The 20,861-nt window shown below is 73.1% G+C and carries 25 protein-coding genes; 14 read left to right on the plus strand and 11 right to left on the minus strand.

Annotated elements, in window-relative coordinates; genetic code table 11:
- The first annotated feature begins 406 nt into the window (after positions 1-406).
- On the plus strand, positions 407-802 hold the full coding sequence (locus E6J59_10035) for a hypothetical protein (GenBank protein ID TMB19956.1): 396 nt from the start codon (positions 407-409) through the stop codon (positions 800-802).
- 3 nt (positions 803-805) lie between these two features.
- Here the strand turns inward: E6J59_10035 and E6J59_10040 are convergent, their stop codons facing one another.
- From E6J59_10040 to maf, 8 genes are read right to left on the minus strand one after another with little or no spacing between them, the layout of a single operon-like run.
- The gene (locus E6J59_10040) at positions 806-2,356 is read right to left on the minus strand and encodes a hydantoinase B/oxoprolinase family protein (protein TMB19957.1); all 1,551 of its coding nucleotides are present in this window, start codon (positions 2,354-2,356) and stop codon (positions 806-808) included.
- Entirely contained in the window at positions 2,356-4,305 is a 1,950-nt protein-coding gene (locus E6J59_10045) for a hydantoinase/oxoprolinase family protein (protein TMB19958.1), read from the minus strand. Before E6J59_10045 ends, E6J59_10040 begins: the two co-directional genes overlap by 1 nt.
- Positions 4,302-4,607, minus strand: coding sequence for a zinc ribbon domain-containing protein (locus tag E6J59_10050; GenBank protein ID TMB19959.1), 306 nt, complete (start codon positions 4,605-4,607; stop codon positions 4,302-4,304). Before E6J59_10050 ends, E6J59_10045 begins: the two co-directional genes overlap by 4 nt.
- Before the next feature lie 10 nt (positions 4,608-4,617).
- Positions 4,618-4,950 carry a YggU family protein gene (locus E6J59_10055; GenBank protein TMB19960.1) on the minus strand — a complete coding sequence of 111 codons (333 nt, stop codon included), beginning with the start codon at positions 4,948-4,950 and terminating at the stop codon, positions 4,618-4,620.
- Positions 4,943-5,272 (minus strand): YggT family protein, encoded by a 330-nt coding sequence (locus E6J59_10060; protein TMB19961.1) that lies wholly within the window; start codon positions 5,270-5,272, stop codon positions 4,943-4,945. The genes E6J59_10055 and E6J59_10060 overlap by 8 nt, the downstream gene beginning before the upstream one ends.
- Before the next feature lie 9 nt (positions 5,273-5,281).
- Positions 5,282-6,091 carry a pyrroline-5-carboxylate reductase gene (locus E6J59_10065; protein ID TMB19962.1) on the minus strand — a complete coding sequence of 270 codons (810 nt, stop codon included), beginning with the start codon at positions 6,089-6,091 and terminating at the stop codon, positions 5,282-5,284.
- On the minus strand, positions 6,088-6,819 hold the full coding sequence (locus E6J59_10070; GenBank protein ID TMB19963.1) for a YggS family pyridoxal phosphate-dependent enzyme: 732 nt from the start codon (positions 6,817-6,819) through the stop codon (positions 6,088-6,090). The genes E6J59_10065 and E6J59_10070 overlap by 4 nt, the downstream gene beginning before the upstream one ends.
- Positions 6,809-7,387, minus strand: a complete 579-nt coding sequence (gene maf, locus E6J59_10075) for a septum formation protein Maf (protein ID TMB19964.1) — start codon at positions 7,385-7,387, stop codon at positions 6,809-6,811. Before maf ends, E6J59_10070 begins: the two co-directional genes overlap by 11 nt.
- A 163-nt stretch (positions 7,388-7,550) precedes the next feature.
- On the opposite strand from maf, the gene E6J59_10080 reads away from it, so the two are divergent.
- Together E6J59_10080 and E6J59_10085 are read left to right on the plus strand one after the other, a co-directional pair.
- Complete coding sequence (locus E6J59_10080; GenBank protein ID TMB19965.1) at positions 7,551-8,114, plus strand: hypothetical protein; 564 nt, start codon at positions 7,551-7,553, stop codon at positions 8,112-8,114.
- Between the two features lie 296 nt (positions 8,115-8,410).
- Positions 8,411-10,480, plus strand: coding sequence for a tetratricopeptide repeat protein (locus tag E6J59_10085; GenBank protein TMB19966.1), 2,070 nt, complete (start codon positions 8,411-8,413; stop codon positions 10,478-10,480).
- Here the strand turns inward: E6J59_10085 and E6J59_10090 are convergent.
- The 3 genes from E6J59_10090 to E6J59_10100 are packed head-to-tail and all read right to left on the minus strand — an operon-like array spanning position 10,375 to position 13,851.
- Positions 10,375-11,769, minus strand: a complete 1,395-nt coding sequence (locus E6J59_10090; GenBank protein ID TMB19967.1) for a hypothetical protein — start codon at positions 11,767-11,769, stop codon at positions 10,375-10,377. The two genes, E6J59_10085 and E6J59_10090, sit on opposite strands and share 106 nt — an antisense overlap.
- Positions 11,766-12,941, minus strand: coding sequence for a serine hydrolase (locus E6J59_10095; GenBank protein TMB19968.1), 1,176 nt, complete (start codon positions 12,939-12,941; stop codon positions 11,766-11,768). The genes E6J59_10090 and E6J59_10095 overlap by 4 nt, the downstream gene beginning before the upstream one ends.
- A complete protein-coding gene (locus E6J59_10100) occupies positions 12,895-13,851 on the minus strand; it encodes an LD-carboxypeptidase (GenBank protein ID TMB19969.1) in 957 nt (318 codons plus the stop codon). Before E6J59_10100 ends, E6J59_10095 begins: the two co-directional genes overlap by 47 nt.
- Positions 13,852-13,908: 57 nt before the next feature.
- Here E6J59_10100 and E6J59_10105 point away from each other — a divergent pair, with 57 nt between their 5' ends.
- From E6J59_10105 to E6J59_10155, 11 genes are all read left to right on the plus strand, one after another.
- A complete protein-coding gene (locus E6J59_10105; protein TMB19970.1) occupies positions 13,909-14,202 on the plus strand; it encodes a DUF507 family protein in 294 nt (97 codons plus the stop codon).
- Positions 14,190-14,462 (plus strand): DUF507 family protein, encoded by a 273-nt coding sequence (locus tag E6J59_10110; GenBank protein TMB19998.1) that lies wholly within the window; start codon positions 14,190-14,192, stop codon positions 14,460-14,462. Before E6J59_10105 ends, E6J59_10110 begins: the two co-directional genes overlap by 13 nt.
- Positions 14,463-14,664: 202 nt before the next feature.
- Positions 14,665-14,958: a co-chaperone GroES gene (locus E6J59_10115; protein TMB19971.1), complete on the plus strand. Its 294-nt coding sequence runs from the start codon at positions 14,665-14,667 to the stop codon at positions 14,956-14,958.
- Positions 14,959-14,971: 13 nt separating this feature from the next.
- Positions 14,972-16,600, plus strand: a complete 1,629-nt coding sequence (gene groL / locus E6J59_10120) for a chaperonin GroEL (protein ID TMB19972.1) — start codon at positions 14,972-14,974, stop codon at positions 16,598-16,600.
- A gap of 200 nt (positions 16,601-16,800) precedes the next feature.
- Entirely contained in the window at positions 16,801-18,141 is a 1,341-nt protein-coding gene (locus E6J59_10125; GenBank protein TMB19973.1) for a signal recognition particle protein, read from the plus strand.
- 25 nt (positions 18,142-18,166) lie between these two features.
- A complete protein-coding gene (gene rpsP / locus E6J59_10130; GenBank protein TMB19974.1) occupies positions 18,167-18,421 on the plus strand; it encodes a 30S ribosomal protein S16 in 255 nt (84 codons plus the stop codon).
- 30 nt (positions 18,422-18,451) lie between these two features.
- Entirely contained in the window at positions 18,452-18,688 is a 237-nt protein-coding gene (locus E6J59_10135; protein TMB19975.1) for a KH domain-containing protein, read from the plus strand.
- Positions 18,630-19,214, plus strand: coding sequence for a 16S rRNA processing protein RimM (rimM, locus tag E6J59_10140; protein ID TMB19976.1), 585 nt, complete (start codon positions 18,630-18,632; stop codon positions 19,212-19,214). The genes E6J59_10135 and rimM overlap by 59 nt, the downstream gene beginning before the upstream one ends.
- Positions 19,215-19,221: 7 nt before the next feature.
- On the plus strand, positions 19,222-19,950 hold the full coding sequence (gene trmD, locus E6J59_10145) for a tRNA (guanosine(37)-N1)-methyltransferase TrmD (protein TMB19977.1): 729 nt from the start codon (positions 19,222-19,224) through the stop codon (positions 19,948-19,950).
- Positions 19,943-20,503 (plus strand): RNA methyltransferase, encoded by a 561-nt coding sequence (locus E6J59_10150; protein ID TMB19978.1) that lies wholly within the window; start codon positions 19,943-19,945, stop codon positions 20,501-20,503. Before trmD ends, E6J59_10150 begins: the two co-directional genes overlap by 8 nt.
- A gap of 19 nt (positions 20,504-20,522) precedes the next feature.
- Entirely contained in the window at positions 20,523-20,861 is a 339-nt protein-coding gene (locus tag E6J59_10155) for a 50S ribosomal protein L19 (protein ID TMB19979.1), read from the plus strand.

Raw genomic sequence — 20,861 nt, forward strand, 5'->3', positions numbered from 1 at the left:
CGGCCGGCAGCGCCCGCCGGCGAGGCGATCGTCGCGGTGCCGCCAACCGAGCATCAACGCCTGCACTACTTCGGTCGCCGCCATCACCACCTCGTGCCCGGCACCGTGACCATCAACGGCGCGACCTCGACGGCAAGCGCTTCGTCGACCGCGACGCCTTCGTGGCGCACCTCCGCACGGCGGGCGTCGCCGGCGCGCATGCCAGGCCTCCTCCTCGTGCGCGACGACCGCTCCACTTCGCGCGCGAGTAAATGGATCCAGCGTAGCAGCTAAGTTACTGATATCAATATGGTTTCCACACCCTCTTGCGGGCGGCGTGCCGCCGCCGTACGCTGCAGGTTGACCGATGACGCAGTGCATAGTAGATAGCTGGTTTCGATAGCAAGCCCCGAGGAGGAGTCAGCCCATGGCAGAGTCCAGGGCCCGCATTTCGCTGAAGGACGTGCGGGCATCGGTGAAGCGCATGCAGACGGAGGGCGAGAAGCTGGTCACGCGTCTGCGGCGCGACGCACGCGTGTTCGCGACGCGCAGTCGCCGGGAGACCGTGTCCAGCCTGCTGAGCGACGCGCGCAAGCTCCAGGCCGACCTGCGCAAGCGTGCCCAGAAGACGATCGGGGAACTCGAGGCCCGGGGCGAGCGCATCGTCGCCACCCTCGAGGAGCGCGTGGCCGGTGTGGTCGAGGCGCTGGTGAGGACCCTGAACGTCGCCACGCAGAAGGAGCTGGCGGACCTGCGCAAGCGGGTGGACGACCTCGAACGCCGGCTCAACGCCCGCTCCAAGGAGAAGGAGGCCGCCGCCTGAAGCTCACCGGCGCCCGGGGCGGCCGAAGCCGCCGCCCCCGGGCGTCTCGATCCGGAGGCGCGCGCCCGGTTCGGCGGCGAACGTAGTCTTCGCGGGGATGCGGCGGGCGCGCCCATCGCGTGCGATCCAGTCGCGACCCACGGCGCCCGGTCCGCCGCCTGCGAGCCCGTAAGGTGGCACGCGTCTCCGCTCGGCGAGGAGCGTCACCTCCGTCGGCACGAGGAGCTCGATCTCGCGCACCACGCCGTCGCCACCCCGGTGACGGCCGCGCCCGCCGGACCCGCGCCGCACGGCATAGCGCCGCACCCTGAGCGGATAGTACGCTTCGAGGGCCTCGACCGGCGTGTTCATGGTGTTCGTCATGTGGGTGTGCACTGCGGAGAGGCCCGGTCCGTGCGGGCCAGCGCCGGCGCCGCCCGCGAGCGTCTCGTAGTAGGCGAAGCCCAGGCCACCGAGCGCCAGGTTGTTCATCGAACCGGCGCTTGCGGCCGGGACGCGATCGGGCGCGGCGCGCGCCAGGGCATGGAGCAGCACGTCGACGATGCGCTGCGAGGTCTCGACGTTGCCGCCCGCCACGGCGGCCGGAAAGCGCGCGTTCACGATCGAGCCCTCGGGAGCAGCGATGGTGAGCGGGCGCGCGAGGCCGTCGTTCGGCGGCAGGCGCTCCTCGGCGAGCGCGGTGAACACGTAGAGGACCGCCGAGCGCGTGACCGCGAGGTTCGCGTTCACGGGGCCGCGGGTCTGAGGCGCGGAGCCGGCGAAGTCGACCCGGGCGCGGCCGCGGCCGATGGTGATCGCGACCGCGACCGGGAGCCGCGTCGCGCCGAGCCCGTCGTCGTCGAGGACGTCGGTCGCGCGGTAGGTTCCGGCCGGCAGGCGCGCGAGGCTCGCGCGCATGAGGGCGGCCGAGTACGCCTGCAGGGCCGCCATCTGCGCCGCCAGCCGGCGCACGCCGCCCGCCCTCGCCAGGGCCTGGAGCCGGTCGGCGCCCACGCGCAGCGCCGACCACTGCGCCATGAGGTCGCCCTCCCGCTCGGCGGGCACGCGCGTGTTGGCGAGAAAGAGCGCGAGCACGTCCGTGGCCACGCGCCCCGCGCTCACCAGCCGTACGGGAGGAAGCCGGAAGCCCTCCTGGAAGATCTCGGTCGCCAGCGGCATCGAGCCGGGCGACATGCCGCCCATGTCGGCATGGTGCGCGCGGTTGGCGACGTAAGCGAACGGGCGGCGCGCGCTGGGGAGGAAGGCAGGCGCCACCAGGGTCACGTCGGGCAGATGCGTGCCCCCGGCGAAGGGGTCGTTCAGGATCACGACGTCGCCCGGTCCCATGGCGACCCGCTCGAGGGCGGCGCGCACCGCGAGCGGCGTCGAGCCCAGGTGGACCGGGATGTGGGCCGCCTGCGCGGCGAGCGCGCCGCGCGCGTCGAACACCGCGCACGAGTAGTCGCGCCGCTCCTTGATGTTGGGCGAGAGGGCCGTCCGACCGAGCACAACGCCCATCTCCTCGGCGACCCCGGCCAGGCGATGGTGGGCGATCTCGAGCGCGACCGCGTCCATCAGGTCTCGAGCATGAGTCCGCCCAGCCGGTCGACGCTGGCGCGCCAGCCCGGCGGGACGAGCGTCGTCGCGCTGTACTCGCAGATCACGACCGGGCCGCGGAGCCGGCGGCCGGGCTCGAGATCGTCGCGCCGATGGACCGCCGCCCGGCGGGCCCCGCCCGCGAACACGACCGGCCGGGTCGCGAGCGGCGCCGCCCGGTTGCCGCGCGGCGCCCGCTCGGCCGGGAGCCCTGCCCGGCCCCCGCGCGCCCGCGCGCGCAGCGTCACCACCTCCACCGGGCGGCGGGGATCGGCATGCCCGAAGAGGCGCGCGTGCGCGCGATGGAAGGCACGCTCCCAGCCGGGCCCGTGGGGCACCAAGACCTCGTAAGCCTGCCCCGCGTAGCGCACCTCGAGGAGCCGCTCGATCGCCGCGGGACGCACGCCCTCGCGCCGGAGGTCGCGCTCGGCGTCCCGCACGAGCGCGCGGAAGCCCGCTTCGAGCACACCCGCGGGGGGCGCCACGGCGCGCAGCGTCCGGCCATGGTCCCGCACCACCTCGGCCGCGAGCACTCCCCACGCCGAGAGGAGCCCCGGCTGCCGCGGCACGTAGACGCGCCGGATGCCGAGCGCCTCGGCGAGCTCGGCGGCGTGCAGCGCGCCCGCGCCCCCGAACGCGACCAGCGTGAAGGCCCGGGGATCGTGCCCGCGCTCGACGGTGATGACGCGCAGCGCGCGCTCCATGGCCGCGTTCGCCACGCGCACGATGCCGGCCGCGGCCGCCTCGACGGAGCCTCCGAGGCGGCGCGCAAGCGGCGCGATCGCCCGCACGGCGCGGGCGCGGTCGAGGCGCATCGCGCCGCCCAGGAACTCGGTCTCCACTAGTCGCCCGAGGACGAGATTTGCATCGGTCACGGTCGGCACGGTCCCGCGGCCGTAGCAGGCGGGCCCGGGATCGGCGCCCGCACTCTCCGGGCCGACGCGCAGCGCGCCGCCGCGATCGAGCCGCGCGAGCGACCCGCCGCCGGCGCCGACGGTGTGGATGTCGATCGCGGGCACGCGCACCGGCAGCCCGTCGATGGACGTCTCGCTCCGGTAGGCGAGGGCGCCATCGACTAGGCTCACGTCGGCCGACGTGCCCCCCATGTCGAGCGTGATGACCCGCCGGTGCCCGGCGCGGCGGGCGCGCTCCGCCGCCCCGACGACGCCGCCCGCGGGGCCGGAGAGGATGGTGCGCACCGGCTCGGCGCACGCCGTCGGCGCGCCGATGAGCCCGCCGCCCGACTGCATGACGCGGAGCCGCCGTCCCGGGACCACCCCCGCCAGGGCGCGCAGGTGACGGGCCATGGCGGGGCCTACGTAGGCGTTCAGGGCCGTCGTCGCCACGCGCTCGTACTCGCGGTACTCGCGCAGGAGCCGGTGCGAGAGCGTCACGTGCAGGCCGCGTCCGGCGAGCGCCCGGCCGAGCCGGCGCTCGTGCGCGGGCTCGGCGTAGGCGTGGAGGAGGCAGACGCCCACGGCGGTCGCCCGGCTGCGCGCCACGGCGGCCACGGCGCGGGCCACCTCGCGCGGAGCGAGCGGCGTCTCCACCGTCCCGTCGGCGAGCACGCGCTCGCGCACGCCGATGCGCCGCGCGCGCGGCACGAGCGGCGCCGGCCGGCGTGGCTCGAGCGCGTAGAGCTCGGGCCGCACCTGCCGGCCGATCTCGACCACGTCCTCGAAGCCTGCGGTGGTGAGGAGCACGACGCGCGCGCCGCGGCGCTCGAGGAGCGCGTTGGTTGCCACCGTCGAGCCGTAGTGGAGCCGCGCCGCGCCGCCCAGCGCGGCGAGCCCGGCACGCACCGCGACCGCCGGGTCGCGCGGCGTGGAGCGCACCTTCAAGACCCGCAGCCGCCGGCCGACCACGGCCACCAGGTCGGTGAAGGTGCCGCCGGTGTCGACGCCGACGAGGACGGGCGGGGGGGTCAGGAGGCCGACTTCTCGCTGGAGCTGCCGGGCTTGGTCTCGGATTTCGCCTCGGACTTGCCGTCCGCCTTGCTCTCGGCGGCGGCCGACTCCTTGCCGCCCTCCTTCTTGGCGCCGTTTCCGCTCCCGGCGCGCCCGTAGTCGGTGACGTACCAGCCGCTGCCCTTCAGCTGGAAGCTCGTGCTCGAGATGAGGCGCCGGACCTTGCGCTTGCAGCGAGGGCAGCGCGACAGCGGGGGGTCGGTGATGCGCTGCATCTCCTCGAAGTCCCCGCAGTGCTCGCAGCGGTACTCGTAGATCGGCATCGTGAACGGTCTAACTACGCCCCTTCTCCCTGTCAACGGACGGCACCGCGCCCAGGCGCTCCCGCACCGTCTCGGCGGCAAGCCCGCGGACCCGCACCCGCTTCTCCCGTCCGTGCACCCCGCCCTCGAGCTCCAGGTCTCCCGGCCGGACGCCCAGCAGCCGGGCGAGGAGGCGGAGCAGCTCCCGGTTGGCCGCCCCCTCGACCGGCGGCGCCGCGACCCGCACGCGGAGCGCGTCGCCATGGAGACCCGCCACGCCCGCTCGCCCGGCGCCGGGGACGACGTGGACCCGCAGCACCGCGCCGTCCGAGGCGGCCCGGAGCCACGGGGGTGGGTCAGGCAAGAAACGCCTGCAGGGCGCTCATCTCGAAGGCCAGCCGGCGGAGGCTCTGCACGATGACCGTCTGCGCGAACATGATCACGAGGATCACGACGATCGGGGAGAGGTCGAGCCCACCCACGATCACGAACGGCAGCCGCCGGCGCACCTGGTAGAGGACGGGCTCGGTCACGCCGTAGATGAAGCGCACGATGGGATTGCGCGGGTCGGGGTTGACCCAGGAGAGGACGGCCCCGATGATGATGAGCCAGAAGTAGAGTTGGAGGAGCATGTTGAGAGCTTGGGCAACGAAGAGGACGAACTGCCGGAGCACGAACTGCGGCATGCGTGACGCCTACGCGGCCGCCAGCTCCCGCGCGCGCCGCGTCGCCGCCTCGACGGCCGCGATGACGGCATCGCGGAAATGGAGGGAGTCGAGTGTGGTGAGCCCGGCCTGCGTCGTCCCCCCCGGCGACACGACCATCTCGCGCAGCTCGCGTGACGAGAGTCCGCTCTCGGAGAGCATCGCAGCCGCGCCGCCGAGCGTCGCGTGCGCGAGCTGGGTGGCCAGGTTCTGCGGAAGTCCGCCGCGCACGCCGCCCTCGCTCAGGCACTCGGCGAAGAGGTAGACGAATGCGGGTCCGCTGCCCGAGAGCGCGGTCACGGCGTCGAGCAGGTCCTCCCCGGTGATCGAGACCGCCTCGCCCACCGCCTTGAAGAGCTTCAAGGTGTGCTTCAGGTCCGCCGGCGTCGCCTTCGCGCCGGGCACCGCCACCGAGATGCCCCGCCCGACGAGCGCCGGGGTGTTGGGCATGACACGCACGACCCGCGCCTGGCCTCCCAGCCCGGCCTCGAGCCGGCGGAGCGGGAAGCCCGCCGCGATCGAGACGAAGAGCTTGCGCGGCGTGACCTCGGCGCGGATCTCCTCGAGCACGGTCGCCATGTTCTGGGGCTTCACCGCCAGAATGATGGTCTGCGAGCCCCGCACCAGCTGGCGGTTGTCGCGCGCCACCTCGATCCTGTGCGTCCGCTTGAGGCGCCGGAGCTGCACGTCGACCGGGTCGCTGGCCCAGATGTCGTCCGCGTCGTGATGTCCGGCGCGGAGGAGCCCCCGGATCAAGGCCCCCGCCATGTTGCCGGCGCCGACGAAGCCGATCTTCTTCATGAACCCTCTCCCCCTACGGAAGAGCCGGGCCGGCTCGCGCCGGGGCCACGACCTCCAAACAGCGCGCGTCCGAGTCGCAGCAGCGTCGCGCCTTCCTCGACCGCAACCGGAAAATCGTCACTCATTCCCATAGAGAGGTGGGGCAGTTCAACCCCGAGGCGGGTCTGGGCACGGTCCCGGAGCTCCCGCAGCACCCGGAAATGGGGCCGGGACGCCTCCGGGCGCTCCGGGGACGGGGGGATCGCCATCAGACCCTCGAGACGGAGCTCGGGGTGGCCGAGGATCGCCTTCGCCACCTCCTCCACCCGGTCGGGCGGCACCCCGCGCTTCGCCCGCTCGCCCGCGACGTTCACCTGCACGAGGACGGCCAGCGAGCGGCCGGCGCGCGCCGCCTCGGCCGCCAGGGCGTCCGCCAGAGGCGCCGAATCGACCGTGTGCACCCGGTCGAAGAGGCCGATCGCGGCGCGCACCTTGTTGCGCTGGAGGCCGCCGATGAGGTGCCAGGCCGCCGGCCCGGCGACAGCCGCCCGCTTGCCTCGGGCCTCCTGCACGTAGTTCTCGCCGATGTCGCTGAGCCCGGCGGCGAGGGCCGTCGTGATCGCCGCGGCCGGCAGGGTCTTGGTGACCGCCACGATGCGGACCGACGCCGGGTCGCGTCCCACCCGGCGGGCGGCATCCGCCACCGCCTGCCGCACCGCCGCGATGCGCGCGGCGATCTCATCGCGCAAGGAGCCCTGCCTCCTCGAGCGCCCGGCCCACCTCGATGAGCGGGAGCCCGATCACGTTGGTGAACGAGCCGTCGATGCGCTCGATCAGCCCGGCCCCGAGGCCCTGGACGGCGTAGGCGCCGGCCTTGTCGTCGCCTTCGCGGGTCGCCACGTAGCGCTCGATGGCGCGCACGTCGAGACGGCGGAAGCGGACACGCGTCAGCACCACGTTGGCGGCGTGCACGGCTCCACCCGGCTGGACGAGCGCGAAGCCGGTCGCCACGCGATGCTCGCGTCCCGCGAGCTGCGCGAGCATGCGTGCGGCGTCGCCGCCACGCGCGGGCTTGCCGAGCATGACGCCGTCGACCTCGACGATCGTGTCGGCGGCGAGGACCCAGTCGGAGGGCCGCCGCGCCACAACCGCCGCCGCCTTCGCGTGCGCGAGGCGCAGGACGAGGTCGACGGCCGCCTCGCCGGGGAGCGGGCGCTCGTCCACCTCCGCGGGCAGGACGTCGTAGGAGACGCCGAGCCAGGCGAGGAGCTGCTGGCGCCGCGGAGACCCCGAAGCGAGCACGAGCACCCGCCGCATGCTCCCGGGCGCGTCCGGAGCTGTCAAGTTGCCGGGGGTGTTCGCGGTGGCGCCGCCTGCGGCGGTCGTGTGTCACGTTGCGCTCGCCAAACAGTGATGCTATGGCGCTGGACAAACAGGAGTTTCCCGCGAATCTCGGCTCGTGGGCGTGTGGAGGTGGATGATGGTGAGGAAAGTCGTGGTCGGGCTTGCCCTCCTGTGGGCGGCCGCCAATGCCGAGGCGGCCGTGGTCTGCCAGAAGAAGTCGGGTGTGTTGTCCGTGAGGGAGACCGCGTGCCAGGAGCAGGAGACGCAGGTCGATGTCCCGTCGCTTCTCGGTGACCTGCCCACGCGTGTCGGCTCGGTGGAGACTGAAGTTACCCCGCTTCCGTGGACACCCGCTACCGTGGGCACCAGACCCCTTTCGGGAGATGAGGAGTCCACGACACCCACGTCCGATCCACCGTACCCGGCCGAGTTCGAGCAACGGCTCGTCGAGGTGGTGCGTGTGGGGCGAAACCCGGAGGAGCTCGAGCCGACGGCGCAGTCGATCCGGAACTGGGTTCGCCAAGCCGAGCGCGATGACGGGCGTCGCCAGGACGGCCTGACCACCGAGGAGCGCCAGGAGCTGCACCGGCTCCGGCGCGAGAACGAGGTCCTTCGCGAGGAGCGGGAGATCCTGGAAAGAGCCGCGGCCTGGTTCGCTCGGGAGACCGGCTCGATTCCCCCGAAGGATTCGGGTTTGTAACAGCGCACCGGGCCGCGCACCCCGCTACAACGCTGTGCCGCATGCTGGACGTCTCTGCCAGCGGGTACTACGCGCGGTCTACGCGACCGGCATCCGCGCGCGAGCGCTAGCCGACGCCCCGATGCTCATACCAACCTGATAACCAAGAGCCGGAAACCACCCCGCACTCCGCGAGGGAGGCGACCCGTATTTCACATCGGAATTCACGGCTTACGCGTGGAGTTCGGCGGGGTTGGAGGCTGAAACGAACGTCAAGTTGCCGGGGCCTCGGCCGCGTGTTACGCGGGCCGCGCCTCATGCGGCGCTCGGCGTGGTGGGTCGGCTGGATGGTGGTGACTGTCGCGTGTGCGGCGCCGCCGTTCGACTCGAGGCCGGAGACGGCGCCCGCGGCGGCCGGGCGCGCGTACGGGAGCCTGGAGCAGGCGACCAGGCTCGTCGCGGCCGCGGCCCGGCAGTATCCCGTGCTCGAAGACTACGTCCTCTACCTCGAGGCTCGCACCGCCCGCTCGGCGGGCCGTTCCACCGGGGCCCTGGAGCGCGCGCGCCGGCTGGTCGCGACCTGCCCGGAAAGCATCTGGGTCGGACCCGCGTGGCTGATGGCGGGCCAGCTCGAGCGCGCCGCGGGCGAGCTCGCCGCCGCCCGCGCCTCGCTCGCCGCGGCGCGCGCCGCCTTGCCGGGCGGGAGCAGCCGATGGCTGCGGGCCACGCTCGGCCTGGCCGATGTCCAGGGCGCCCTCGGAGAGCCGGCGGTGGCCCTCGAGCTGGCGCGCGAGCTGCGCCGCGCGCGCCCGCGGGGTCTCGCCGCCCGGCGCGCGCGGCGGCTCGCCGAGCGCATCCGCGCCGCCCACCCCGAGTTCCCGCTCGACCACGCCGACGAGGCGGAGGCGCGCCTCAGGGAAGGCGACGCCCGCGGGGCGCGGGAGCAGGCGGAGATGGCGCTGGCCGAGGCCGAGCCCATCGAGCGCGCCCGTGCCCTCTGGCTGCGCGCGCAGGCGGAGCACGCGGTCGGCCTCGGCGCGGCGGCCGAGACGACCTGCCTCGCCGTCGCCGCAGACAGCAGGGAGCCACTCGGGCCGCGCGCCCTCACCGCGGCCGCCGGCTGGCGCTGGAACGCGGACGACGATGCGGGGGCGCTCGGTCTCTTCGCCGAGGTGCTCCGGCGCTTCCCCGACAGCCCGCAGGCGCCGGAGGCGCTCTACGCGAGCGGACGCATCGCGCAGGAGGCGAGGCGCTGGGCCGACGCGCGCGCGGCCTACGGGCGCCTCGCCGAGCGCTACCCGCACGCCGAGCTCGCCGCCGAGGCCCGCTGGCGCGCGGCGTTCGTCCGCTACCTCGCGGGCGAGATGGCCGCTGCCGCCGAGGCCTTCGGCCGGCTGGCGGGGCGGAGCACGGGAGCGGCGCGCGTCGCCGCGGAGTACTGGCAGGCGCGCGCGCTCACGCGCCTGGGGCGCGGCGCGGAGGCGCGCAACCTCCTCGTGCACGTGGCCGAGCGGCACCCGCGCTCTTACTACGCGGAGCTCGCCGAGGAGCGCCTCGGCCGGCGCGGGGCGGCGGGTGAGCGGCCGGCGATCGACCGGACGCCGCCCTTCCCGGGGGAGCTCGACGGGAGTCACGGCGAGCGGGCGCGCGTCCTCGCCCAGCTCGGCTTCGGTCGCTTCGCACGCCTCGAGCTCGACGCGATCCCGCCGGCCGGGGTGCCGCGCCGGCGGCTGCTGGAGGCGTACCGCGCCGTCGGGGCGGTGGGCGCGGCGCTCCGCCTCGCCCACGTGATGCGGCCGGCATCGCCGGGCGCGCTGCGCGAGTATCTCTACCCTCTCGGCTACTGGGAGACGGTGCGCGCGGCGGCACAGGCACGCGGCGTCGATCCGTTCTTCGTGCTGGCGCTGATCCGCCAGGAGAGCCTCTTCGAGCCCGAGGCCACGTCGTCCGCCGGCGCGCGCGGCCTGATGCAGCTCCTGCCCGCCACCGCCCGGCACCTGGCGAGCGCCGACGGCACCTCCCCTCCCGCCGAGCTGGCGCTCGAGGACGTCGAGACCAACATCGACCTCGGGACGCGGCTCCTCGCGCGTCTCCTCCGGCAGTTCCGCGGCTCCCTCGTCAAGGCGCTCGCCGCTTACAACGGTGGCGAGGAGGCGGTCGCCAAGTGGGAGCGGCGCTACCCGGGGCGCGAGGCCGACGAGTTCGTCGAGCTGATCAGCTTCCGCGAGACACGTGACTACGTGAAGGCCGTGCTGCGCAACTACCGCGCGTACCGCCACCTCTACGCCGCGCCGACCCCGGCCACGACGAGCGCCGGCAGCCCGCCGAAGGCGCCGTTCGACATGATGGCGATGACGTCACCAGCGCGCGTGGTGGCGACCAGGTAGTCGCGGATCGCGGGCACGCCGTCGATCAGGCGCGCCGGCACGCCGCGCCGCTCGAGATCCGCGACGATCGTCTCCGGCGCGAGGCGCTCGGCGGGCGGGATCAGGTCGCTCGCCTTGGCGAACACGGCGGCGAGGACGGCCTCGTCGGCGGCGGCGAGCGCTGCCACGAACTCGTCCTGGAAGACCCGGCGCCGGCTCGTGTTCGAGCGCGGCTCGAACACGGCCCGCAGCCGCCGGCCTGGGTAGCGCTGGCGGAGCGCGGCGAGCGTGCCGGCGACCGCCGTCGGATGGTGGGCGAAGTCGTCGATGACGGTCACACCGCCCACCGTGCCGACCACCTCCTGGCGCCGCCGCACACCGCGGAACTCCGCCAGCGCGGCCGCCCCCTCCTCCCAGCCGACGCCGACCTCGCGGGCGAGGAGGAGGACGCCGAGCGCGTTGCGCGCGTTGATCGCGCCGGGCGGCTGGAGCGTCAGCCGGCAGACCGCGCGGCCGGCCTCGCGCACGGTGAAGCGAGTGGCGCCGTCGTCGGCGAGGTCGGTCACGCGCCACTCGTTGACCTCGCCGAGGCCGAAGCGCCGCACCCGGGCGCGCGCGCCCGCGATCACGTCGAGGACGTGCGGGAAATCGCCGCACGCGACCAGGGGCGCGCCGGCGGGCAGGATGGCGAGCAGCTTCCGGAACGCGCTCTTCACGTGCTCCAGGTCGCGGTAGATGTCGGCGTGGTCGAACTCGATCGCGTTGAGCAGCAGCATAGCGGGACGGTAGTGGAGGAACTTCGCCTCCTTGTCGAAGTATGCCGCGTCGTACTCGTCGCCCTCGATCACGAACCACGGGGCGGCTCCGAGCGCGAAGCTCCGCTCGAGCCCGCGCGGCACGCCGCCCACGAGGAAGCCGGGATCGCGCCCGGTCCGCTCGAGCACCCAGGCGAGCATCGCCGCCGAGGTCGTCTTGCCGTGCGTGCCCGCCACCACGAGCGGCGAGCGGCCGGCGAGGAACATCTCCTCCACGGCCGCCGGCATGGAGAGCATGCGGAGCCCGCCCGCCTCGGCCGCCTCGGCCTCGGGGTTCGTCCGCCCGACCGCGTTGCCGCACACGACCAGGTCGACGCCCCCGAGCCGCGCCGGGTCGTAGCCCTGAAGGACGGGAATGCCGAGCCCCTCGAGCAGGGTGCTGGCCGGCGGGTAGACGTGCTCGTCGGAGCCCGTCACGCTGTGGCCGGCGGCGCGCAGGAGCCCGGCGAGCGCGCTCATCCCGACCCCGCAGGCGGCGATCAGGTGGACCCTCATGCGCCGAGCGCCTCCATGACCGCATCGTGGACGCGCGGCCGCACCTCGCGGATGCCCTCGTTGTCGCGCTGGGGGTGCACGCGGTTGGTCAGGAAGACGACGCTCACCGCGCGCTCGAGGTCGATCCACAGCGAGGTGCCGGTGAAGCCGAGGTGGCCGACGGCGGTGCGCGACATCCGCGTCCCGGCGGCCGAGCCGCTGAGCGACGGTGTGTCCCAGCCGAGCGCCCAGGTCGCCTCGCGCACGGTGAGGTCGCGGGTCCAGAACTCGCGCACGATCTCGCGCGGGACGAAGTCGTCGTTGCCCCGCCAGCAGGCGAGGAGCCGGGCGGCCAGCGCGTCCACCTCGGCCGCGCTCGCGAACAGCCCCGCGTGCCCGGCCACGCCCCCCATGGCGTAGGCGTTGTCGTCGTGCACCTCGCCGCAGAGGAGGCGCTTGCGCCACGGGCAGCGCTCGGTGGGCGCAATCACGTCGGTCACCGGCGTGACCTTCCGGGTGCGCAGCGCGGTCACGTCGACGAAGGCGCTCGCCCGGAGCCCGAGCGGACGGAAGATGCGCTCATGGCAGAAGCGGTCGAGCGGCATGCGGGAGACCAGCTCGATCAGCTCGCCGAGCAGCATGAAGCCCAGGTCGCTGTACACGCTGCGCGCGCCGGTCTCGTACTCGGGCCGCTCGCGGTGGATCTGCTCGTAGACCCACTCCTTGGCGCCGCGGCTGGCGACGAAGTTGAGCCGTCCGTGGCGCTCGATGTCATCGATCTCGCGGTAGAAGGGCCGCCAGCCCGTGAGGCCCGAGCAGTGGGCGAGGAGGTGCCGGAAGGCGACGTGCGTCTTTCCGTGCACGCCGAAGTTGTGGAAGAAGCGCGTGACGCGATCGTCGAGCTGAACCTTCCGTTCCTTGGCGAGGAGCATGAAGGCGGTGGTGGTGGCGAGCGGCTTGGTGAGCGAGGAGAGGTCGAAGATCGTGTCGGGCCGCATCGGCGTGCGCGCGGGCTCGAGGCTCCGGCAGCCGAAGGCGGCGTGGTGGAGGACGCGCCCCGCCTGGGAGACCAGGATCACCGCGCCCGGGAACGCGCCCGCAGCGACGGCGCCCTCGATCTCCTCGCCGACCCGCGCGAAGTCCACGTCAGGCGACCGCCGCCTCGAGCGCGACGAGGCGCCCGCGCTCGGCATCGAGCGCGACCTCGACGCCGAAGGGGAGCGCCACGTTCTCCGCGACCCCTCCGCTCGCGGCGTGCCCCGAGGGGAGCCCGAACGCGATCGGGCAGGGCAGGTCGCCCACGCACGCGCGCACGACGTCGAGCGGGCCCATGCCGTCGACCGGCGGGCATGCCGCCATGGTGCCGAAGACGATGCCCGCGACGCGCTCGAGCTTGCCCGCCTGGCGAAGCTGCGTGAGCAGGCGGTCGAGGCGGTAGGGCCGCTCGGCCACGTCCTCGAGGAAGAGGATCGCCCCGTCGGTGTCGGGGGCCCAGCGCGTGCCGAGCGCCGCCGCCAGCACCGCGAGGCAGCCGCCGACGAGCCGCCCGCTGGCCGTGCCGGGCCGGATCGTGATCGGCGCCTCCGCCTCCCAGCGCCACCCGGGGTCGGCGAGCAGCGTGCGGAGGTGCGTGGCGGAGCGCTCCGAGAGGCCGCGCGCCATGTCGTCGGCGACCATCGGGCCGTGCACGGCCACGACGCCCGCCGCCACCGCCCCGCCGAGCAGCGCGGTCGCGTCGCTGTAGCCGATGATCGGCTTCGGCTGGCGCGCGAGCCTCCCCAGGTCGAGGCGGGGGAGGAGCCGCTGGCTCCCGTAGCCGCCGCGTGCGCAGAAGATCGCCCGCACGCGGGGATCGTCGATCATCTGCGCGAGGTCGGCGAGGCGCTCCTCGTCGCTTCCCGCCAGGTACGCCTGGCGCTGCAGCACCGCGCTCCCCACCTGGACGCTCAGCCCCCACCCCTCCAGCACCGCGACGCCCGCGCGCAGGCGCTCGCCGTCGACGGCTCCCGCGGGCGCGACCACACCGACCACGTCTCCCGGCCGGATCCGGGGAGGCTTGCGGATCGGCGCGCGGCTCAATTCGCGCCGAAATACCGGCTGCACCGCGGCAAGTCAAATCGTTTCTTGCAAATCGAGCCCGGGCCGGCTTTAGTCTGCGCCATGCGGCCGTCTCTCGCGCAGATCGAGCGGGTGGCCGAGAGCCTGGTCCGGCGGCTCGTGGAGGCCCAGCTGCTCGAGCCCGTCTCGCCCGAGGGGACGATCCGCGCGCGCTTCGCGACGATCCTCGGCCGCAACTTCGAGGAGGAGGCGGAGATCGAGCGCGAAGCGAGCGCCGAGGCGGAGCGCCTGGTGCGCAAGGGCGCGCCGGGCGTGCGCCGCGAGGACCTCGACCTGCGCAGGGTCGAGCAGCTCGTGAAGCAGCGCATCGCGCAGCAGCGGGGATTCGCGCTGTGACGCTCTCCGAGGCCCGTCTCTCCTACCTCTCCCACGCCCTGCTGAAGGCCATCACCGGCGAGCAGCTGGGCCGCGTGCGCAACGAGCGCCTCTTCCTGGCCGAGGCGAAGCGCGCGCTCACGGATGGCTTCTCGCCCGACGGCCGCCTCGACCAGCTGGCGCGCGCCCGCATGCCGAAGCGCGTGGTCCCCGGCAGCCGGGAGTGGGACGTCCTCTACCGCCGCTACTACGAGGAGGCCCGCCGCAAGCTGGGCGGGTAGGCATAAGGGGGCATCGAGGAGCGGAGCGCGGCGGTAGCCGCGCGAGCACCGCACGGGCCCCCGGAATCTATTGACGCTTGCGGAGCCGGTGGTTAGTTAGGGCCCCGGGCAGTTTTCCACGTCCCGGGGACACGCATTGGCAGCGGGGCCTGAGTTTCCAAATATTTCGAGGACTTAGGGCATCAGGAAAGGAGCGGCGGGCATGAAGATCAGGCCACTTCAGGATCGCGTCATCGTGAAGCGCCTCGAGGAGGCGGTCGAGAAGACCAAGGGCGGCATCATCATTCCGGACACCGCCAAGGAGAAGCCGCAGCAGGGCAAGGTGATCGCCGTCGGCAAGGGCAAGGTGAACGAGGACGGCAAGGTGTTGCCGCTCGACGTGAAGGTCGGCGACAGGATCCTGTTCGGCAAGTACTCCGGATCGGAGATCAAGATCGACGGCGAGGAGCATCTCATCATGCGCGAGGAGGACATCCTCGGCGTGGTCGAAGGCTGAGGAAGGAGACGACATGGCAGCCAAGCTGGTGAAGTTCAGTCAGGATGCGCGCGAGAAGATCCTGCGCGGCGTGAGCATCCTGGCCGATGCGGTGACGGTGACGCTCGGTCCCCGCGGCCGCAACGTGGTGCTCGAGAAGTCCTTCGGCCCTCCCAACGTGACCAAGGACGGCGTCACGGTGGCGAAGGAGGTCGAGCTCGAGGATAAGTTCGAGAACATGGGGGCGCAGATGGTGAAGGAGGTCGCCTCCAAGACCTCGGACGTGGCGGGCGACGGGACGACGACGGCCACGATCCTGGCGCGGGCGATCTTCACCGAGGGCTTGAAGATGGTGGTCGCCGGGCACGACCCGATGACGCTCAAGCGCGGCGTCGACAAGGCGGTCGAGGCGATCGTGAAGGAGCTCAAGTCGCTCTCCAAGCCCACCAAGGAGCAGAAGGAGATCGCGCAGGTCGGCACCATCTCGGCCAACAACGACTCGACCATCGGCGAGATCATCGCCGAGGCGATGAGCAAGGTGGGGAAGGAGGGCGTGATCACGGTCGAGGAGGCCAAGAGCCTCGACACACAGCTCGAGGTCGTCGAGGGCATGCAGTTCGACCGGGGCTACTTGAGCCCGTACTTCGTCACCGACCCGGACCGCATGGAGTGCGTCTTCGAGGACGTCTACATCCTCATCCACGAGAAGAAGATCTCGGCGATGAAGGACCTCCTGCCGCTCCTCGAGCAGGTGGCGCGCTCCAGCAAGCCGCTCCTCATCGTGGCCGAGGATCTGGAGGGCGAGGCGCTGGCCACCCTGGTCGTCAACAAGATCCGCGGCACGCTCCAGTGCGTGGGCGTGAAGGCCCCGGGCTTCGGCGACCGCCGCAAGGCGATGCTGGAAGACATCGGCATCCTGACCGGCGGGCGCGTGATCGCCGAAGAGCTCGGCATGAAGCTCGAGAACGTCACGCTCCAGGACCTCGGGCGCTGCAAGCGCATCGTGGTCGACAAGGATAACACGACCATCGTCGACGGCGCCGGCAAGAAGGCCGACATCGAGGGGCGCATCAAGCAGATCCGCGCCCAGATCGAGGAGACCACCTCGGACTACGACCGCGAGAAGCTCCAGGAGCGGCTCGCCAAGCTGGTGGGCGGCGTGGCGGTGGTGCGCGTCGGGGCGGCGACCGAGGTCGAGATGAAGGAGAAGAAGGCGCGTGTCGAGGACGCCATGCACGCCACGCGCGCGGCGGTGGAGGAGGGCGTCGTGCCGGGCGGCGGCGTGGCGCTCATCCGCGCCGCCGGGGTGCTCGACAAGCTCGACGTCCCGGACGACGAGCGCTTCGGTGTCAAGATCGTGAAGAAGGCGATCGAGGAGCCGCTGCGCTGGATCGCGAACAACGCCGGCGCCGAGGGCTCGATCGTGCTCGACAAGGTGAAGAACGGAAAGGGCGCCTTCGGCTTCAACGCCGCGAGCGAGGAGTACGAGGATCTGCTCAAGGCAGGCATCATCGACCCGACCAAGGTGGTGCGCACGGCGCTGCTCAACGCCGCGTCGGTGGCGGGACTTCTCCTCACCACCGAGGCGATGGTGGCCGAGAAGCCGGAGGAGAAGCCGGCCACCCCGTCCATGCCGCCGGGCGGCATGGGCGGCATGATGTAGCGCGGCCGCTCGCTCGAGCGGCGCACGGCGTGGGCCTCCGCATGCAGCGGCGGGGGCCCACGCGTTCGTGGCCCGCGCGCTGCGGGGACTCGCGTCTCGGCCGCCACCGGGGCGTGTATCCTTTCGTGCGTCCTTCCTTGACAGGCTTGGCATCGCTACAGTAGCCTCGCCCCTTCCGGAAACAGCGGCCACCTCCGGCGATGTTCGAATCCCTCGGCGAGAAGTTCGACTCCCTGCTGCGCAAGCTCCGAGGGCACGGGAAGATCACCGAGCGGAACATCGAGGAGGCGCTGCACGACGTGCGGCTCGCCCTCCTCGAGGCCGACGTCAACCTGAACGTCGTCCGCGACTTCGTCGAGGCCGTCAAGCGCGACGCGCTCGGCGCCGAGGTGCTGCGCAGTCTCACGCCCGAGCAGCACTTCGTGAGGCTCGTGCACCGCGAGCTGACGCGGCTCCTCGGCGAGCGGCCCGCCGGGCTCGACCTCGGCGGGCCGACGCCCGTGATCATCATGCTGGTCGGTCTGAACGGCTCGGGGAAGACCACCACCACGGCGAAGCTCGCGCGCTGGCTCGCGACCGAGCGCGGGCGCACCCCGTACCTCGTCCCCGCCGACGTGTACCGGCCGGCTGCGGTCGCGCAGCTCGAGACGCTCGCGCGCGAGCTCGGGCTGCCGGTCCATCCGGCTACGGCCGGTGGCGACGCGGTCGCGATTGCACGCGAGGGGGTCGCGGCCGCGCGCGCGCGCGGCCGCGACGCCGTCCTGGTCGACACCGCCGGGCGGCAGACGGTCGACGACGAGCTCATGGGCGAGCTCGAGCGCATGGTGGCGGCGCTCGCGCCGCACCAGGTGCTCCTCGTCGCCGACGCCATGACCGGGCAGGACGCGGTCGCGACGGCCGAGGGCTTCGCGCGGCGGCTCCCGGTCTCCGGCATCGTGCTCACCAAGATCGAGGGCGACGCGCGCGGCGGTGCGGCGCTCTCGCTGCGCGCCGTCACCGGCAAGCCGATCGTGTTCGCAGGCACGGGCGAGAAGCTGGACGCGCTCGAGCCCTTCTACCCGGAGCGCATCGCTTCGCGCATCCTCGGCATGGGCGACGTCCTCTCGCTCATCGAGCGCGCCGAGAAGGCCTACGAGCACTCGCAGGCCGAGGCGCTGCAGAAGAAGCTCCGCCGGAACGAGTTCGACCTGGAGGACTTCCGCGCGCAGCTGCGCGCCGTCAGGAAGATGGGCGCGGTGAGCGAGCTGCTCGGCATGATCCCGGGCGTGAAGAAGATGCTCCGCGGCGCGGACCTCTCGGGCGCCGAGGGCGAGCTCAAGCGCGTCGAGGCGATCATCGACTCGATGACGCGCGCCGAGCGGCGGAACGTCCAGCTCCTGAACGCCAGCCGCCGCAAGCGGATCGCCCGCGGGAGCGGCACGTCGGTCGCCGACGTGAACCGGCTGGTCAAGCAGTTCACGCAGACGAAGAAGGTATTGAAGCGGCTCGGCTCGGGACCGATGATGCCCGGGACCCCGGGGCTTCCGGGCCCGCTCCGCTGACCTCTACCGGAAGGGAGTGTAGTGCATGGCAGTGAAGATCCGACTCGCCCGCCACGGCGGCAGGAAGCGCCCCTTCTACCGCATCGTGGTCGCCAACGTGGAGTCGCCGCGCGACGGGCGGTACATCGAACAGGTCGGCGTGTACGACCCCGGCCGCTCCCCCAGCCTGATCCAGTTCCAGACCGAGAAGCTGGCCGCGTGGCTCAAGAAGGGAGCGCGGCCCACCCAGACCGTGGCGCAGCTCATTCGCAAGCACGAAGCAGCCGGCACCACCTCCTGATGATGGCCGGTTCGAGGAGCGCTCACTTCCATGAAAGATCTGGTGGAGTTTGTCGCCAAGCAACTCGTGAACCACCCGGAGGCGGTCGAGGTGAAGGAGACGCAGGGTGACACGGCCTCGGTCCTCGAGCTCAAGGTCGCGAAGGAGGATCTCGGCCGGGTCATCGGGAAGCAGGGTCGGACCGCGAAGTCGATCCGCACCATCTTGAATGCGGCCGCGTCTCGCACGAACCGCAAGGTCGTCCTCGAGATCGTCGAAGAGCGGTGAGCCGGCACCGCCGGCGAGCGACGGGCTGGTCGCCGTGGGCGAGATCGTCGGTGCGCACGCCCTGCGGGGCTGGGTGCGCGTCCATGCCTACCAGCCGCCCGCGTCGAGCCTCGTCCCCGGCCGCCGCGTCCTGCTCGCGGGCACGGGCGCGGGCCGCGAGGCGGAGGTCCGGTCGGCAACCCCGCATGGCCGCGGCCTCGTGCTGCTCGCGCTCGCGGGCATCGAGGACCGCGGCGCGGCCGAGGCGCTGGTGGGCGCGCGCGTCCTGGTGCGGGCCGCCGACCTGCCGCCCGCGGCGGAGGACGAGTTCTACTACCACGAGGTCATGGGCTTTCGCGTCGAGACGACGTGTGGCGCATCGCTCGGTGCCATCGCGGGGACCTTCACGACGGGGCTCAACGACGTGTGGGTGGTGCGCGGCGACGGCCGCGAGCACCTCGTCCCGGTCATCGCCGACGTCGTGCGCGTGATCGACCGCGGCACCCGCCGCGTTGTGATCGAGCCGCTCCCCGGGCTTCTCGAGTAGCGCGGCCGTGCGCCTCCACGTCCTCGCCCTCTTCCCCGAGATGCTCGCCTCGCCGCTCGCCGTGGGCGTCCTCCGCCGCGCACGCGAGCGCGGCGTGGTCGAGGTCTTCCTCCACCAGCTGCGCGACTACGCGAGCGACAAGCACCTCCAGGTCGACGACGCCCCGTATGGCGGCGGCCCGGGGATGGTGATGCGCCCGGAGCCGCTGGTGGCGGCGATCGAGCACGTCGCCGCCGCCGAGCGGCCGCGGCGCATCCTGCTCTCTCCGCGGGGCGTCCCGTTCAATGACGAGCGGGCGCGCGCGCTCGCGTGCGAGCGCGCGCTGTTGTTGATCTGCCCGCGCTACGAGGGCGTGGACGAGCGCGTGGCCGCCTGGGTCGACGAGGAGGTCTCGATCGGCGACTACGTGCTCACGGGCGGCGAGATGGCCGCGCTGGTGGTGATGGACGCGGTGGTGCGGCTCCTCCCGGGCGCAGTCGGCAACGAGGCGTCGCCGCGCGAGGACTCCCACGCCGGGGGTCTGCTCGAACACCCGCAGTACACCCGGCCCGAGGAGTTCCGCGGCGCGCGCGTGCCGGCCGTGCTGCTCGGCGGGGACCACGCCGCGATCGCGCGCTGGCGGCGCGAGGAGTCGCTGCGGACGACGCTCGCGCGCCGCCCCGATCTCCTCGCGCGCGCGCCGCTCGGCGACGAGGACCGCGCCTTCCTCCGCCGCCTCGGGTGGCGCGATGGCTGACCTCTACCTGGCGCTCCTCCATCACCCCGTCTACGACAAGAACGGCGCCGTGGTGACCACCGCCGTCACCAACATGGACGTCCACGACCTCGGGCGTCTCGCCCGCACCTACGAGGTGCGCGCCGTCTACGTCGCGACGCCGGTGCCGACGCTCCGCCGCCTGGTCGACCGTATCATGCGCCACTGGGACACGGGACCGGGCGCGACCTACAACCACACGCGCAAGGAGGCGCTCGCGCTGGTGCGCCTCTCGACCGACCTCGACGCGGCGATCGCGGACATCGAGCGGGAGGCGGGCGTGCTCCCGCGCCTGATCGCGACCACGGCGCGCGAGGGCGGCCGGCGTCTCTCCTCCACCGAGTTCCGCCGGCGTCTGGCCGAGCCGGGCCGGCCCGAGCTACTGATCCTCGGCACCGGCTGGGGCCTCACCGAGGACGTGATCGGACGCGCCGACGACGTGCTCGAGCCGATCCGCGGGGTGTCGGGTTGGAACCACCTCTCGGTCCGCAGCGCCGCGGCCATCATCCTTGACCGTGCGCGTGGCGACCGCTAGAAGCAGGGCTCCCTCGCTCATGAACCCCATCGACGGCATCGAAGCCGAGCAGCTCCGCAAGGTCCCCCCCTTCAAGCCGGGTGACACCGTGCGCGTGCACGTGCGCGTCGTCGAGGGCGACAAGGAGCGCATCCAGGTCTTCGAGGGCACGGTCATCGGCCGCAAGGGCGGCGCGAGCCGCGAGACGTTCACGGTGCGCAAGACGTCGTACGGGGTCGGGGTGGAGCGCATTTTCCCGGTGCACTCGCCGCGCATCGACCGCATCGAGGTCGTTGCCAAGGGCGCGGTGCGGCGCGCGAAGCTCTACTACCTGCGCGAGCGGGCCGGACGCGCCGCCCGGGTCACCGAAGAAGCCTAG

The organism is Deltaproteobacteria bacterium (genome assembly GCA_005879795.1).
Lineage (GTDB): Bacteria > Desulfobacterota > Binatia > DP-6 > DP-6 > DP-6.

Coding starts and splice junctions, on each gene's coding strand:
- E6J59_10085 (TMB19966.1), top strand. CDS start 8,411: ATGCGGCGCTCGGCGTGGTGGGTCGGCTGGATGGTGGTGACTGTCGCG.
- E6J59_10135 (TMB19975.1), top strand. CDS start 18,452: ATGAAAGATCTGGTGGAGTTTGTCGCCAAGCAACTCGTGAACCACCCG.
- E6J59_10155 (TMB19979.1), top strand. CDS start 20,523: ATGAACCCCATCGACGGCATCGAAGCCGAGCAGCTCCGCAAGGTCCCC.
- E6J59_10105 (TMB19970.1), top strand. CDS start 13,909: ATGCGGCCGTCTCTCGCGCAGATCGAGCGGGTGGCCGAGAGCCTGGTC.
- E6J59_10115 (TMB19971.1), top strand. CDS start 14,665: ATGAAGATCAGGCCACTTCAGGATCGCGTCATCGTGAAGCGCCTCGAG.
- E6J59_10065 (TMB19962.1), bottom strand. CDS start 6,091: ATGAAGAAGATCGGCTTCGTCGGCGCCGGCAACATGGCGGGGGCCTTG.
- E6J59_10095 (TMB19968.1), bottom strand. CDS start 12,941: ATGCCGAGCGCGGGCGCCTCGTCGCGCTCGAGGCGGCGGTCGCCTGAC.
- E6J59_10150 (TMB19978.1), top strand. CDS start 19,943: ATGGCTGACCTCTACCTGGCGCTCCTCCATCACCCCGTCTACGACAAG.
- maf (TMB19964.1), bottom strand. CDS start 7,387: ATGCGGCGGGTGCTCGTGCTCGCTTCGGGGTCTCCGCGGCGCCAGCAG.
- groL (TMB19972.1), top strand. CDS start 14,972: ATGGCAGCCAAGCTGGTGAAGTTCAGTCAGGATGCGCGCGAGAAGATC.
- E6J59_10125 (TMB19973.1), top strand. CDS start 16,801: ATGTTCGAATCCCTCGGCGAGAAGTTCGACTCCCTGCTGCGCAAGCTC.
- rpsP (TMB19974.1), top strand. CDS start 18,167: ATGGCAGTGAAGATCCGACTCGCCCGCCACGGCGGCAGGAAGCGCCCC.
- E6J59_10080 (TMB19965.1), top strand. CDS start 7,551: ATGGTGAGGAAAGTCGTGGTCGGGCTTGCCCTCCTGTGGGCGGCCGCC.
- rimM (TMB19976.1), top strand. CDS start 18,630: ATGCGGCCGCGTCTCGCACGAACCGCAAGGTCGTCCTCGAGATCGTCG.
- E6J59_10090 (TMB19967.1), bottom strand. CDS start 11,769: ATGAGGGTCCACCTGATCGCCGCCTGCGGGGTCGGGATGAGCGCGCTC.
- E6J59_10040 (TMB19957.1), bottom strand. CDS start 2,356: ATGGACGCGGTCGCGCTCGAGATCGCCCACCATCGCCTGGCCGGGGTC.
- E6J59_10035 (TMB19956.1), top strand. CDS start 407: ATGGCAGAGTCCAGGGCCCGCATTTCGCTGAAGGACGTGCGGGCATCG.
- E6J59_10060 (TMB19961.1), bottom strand. CDS start 5,272: ATGCCGCAGTTCGTGCTCCGGCAGTTCGTCCTCTTCGTTGCCCAAGCT.
- E6J59_10050 (TMB19959.1), bottom strand. CDS start 4,607: ATGCCGATCTACGAGTACCGCTGCGAGCACTGCGGGGACTTCGAGGAG.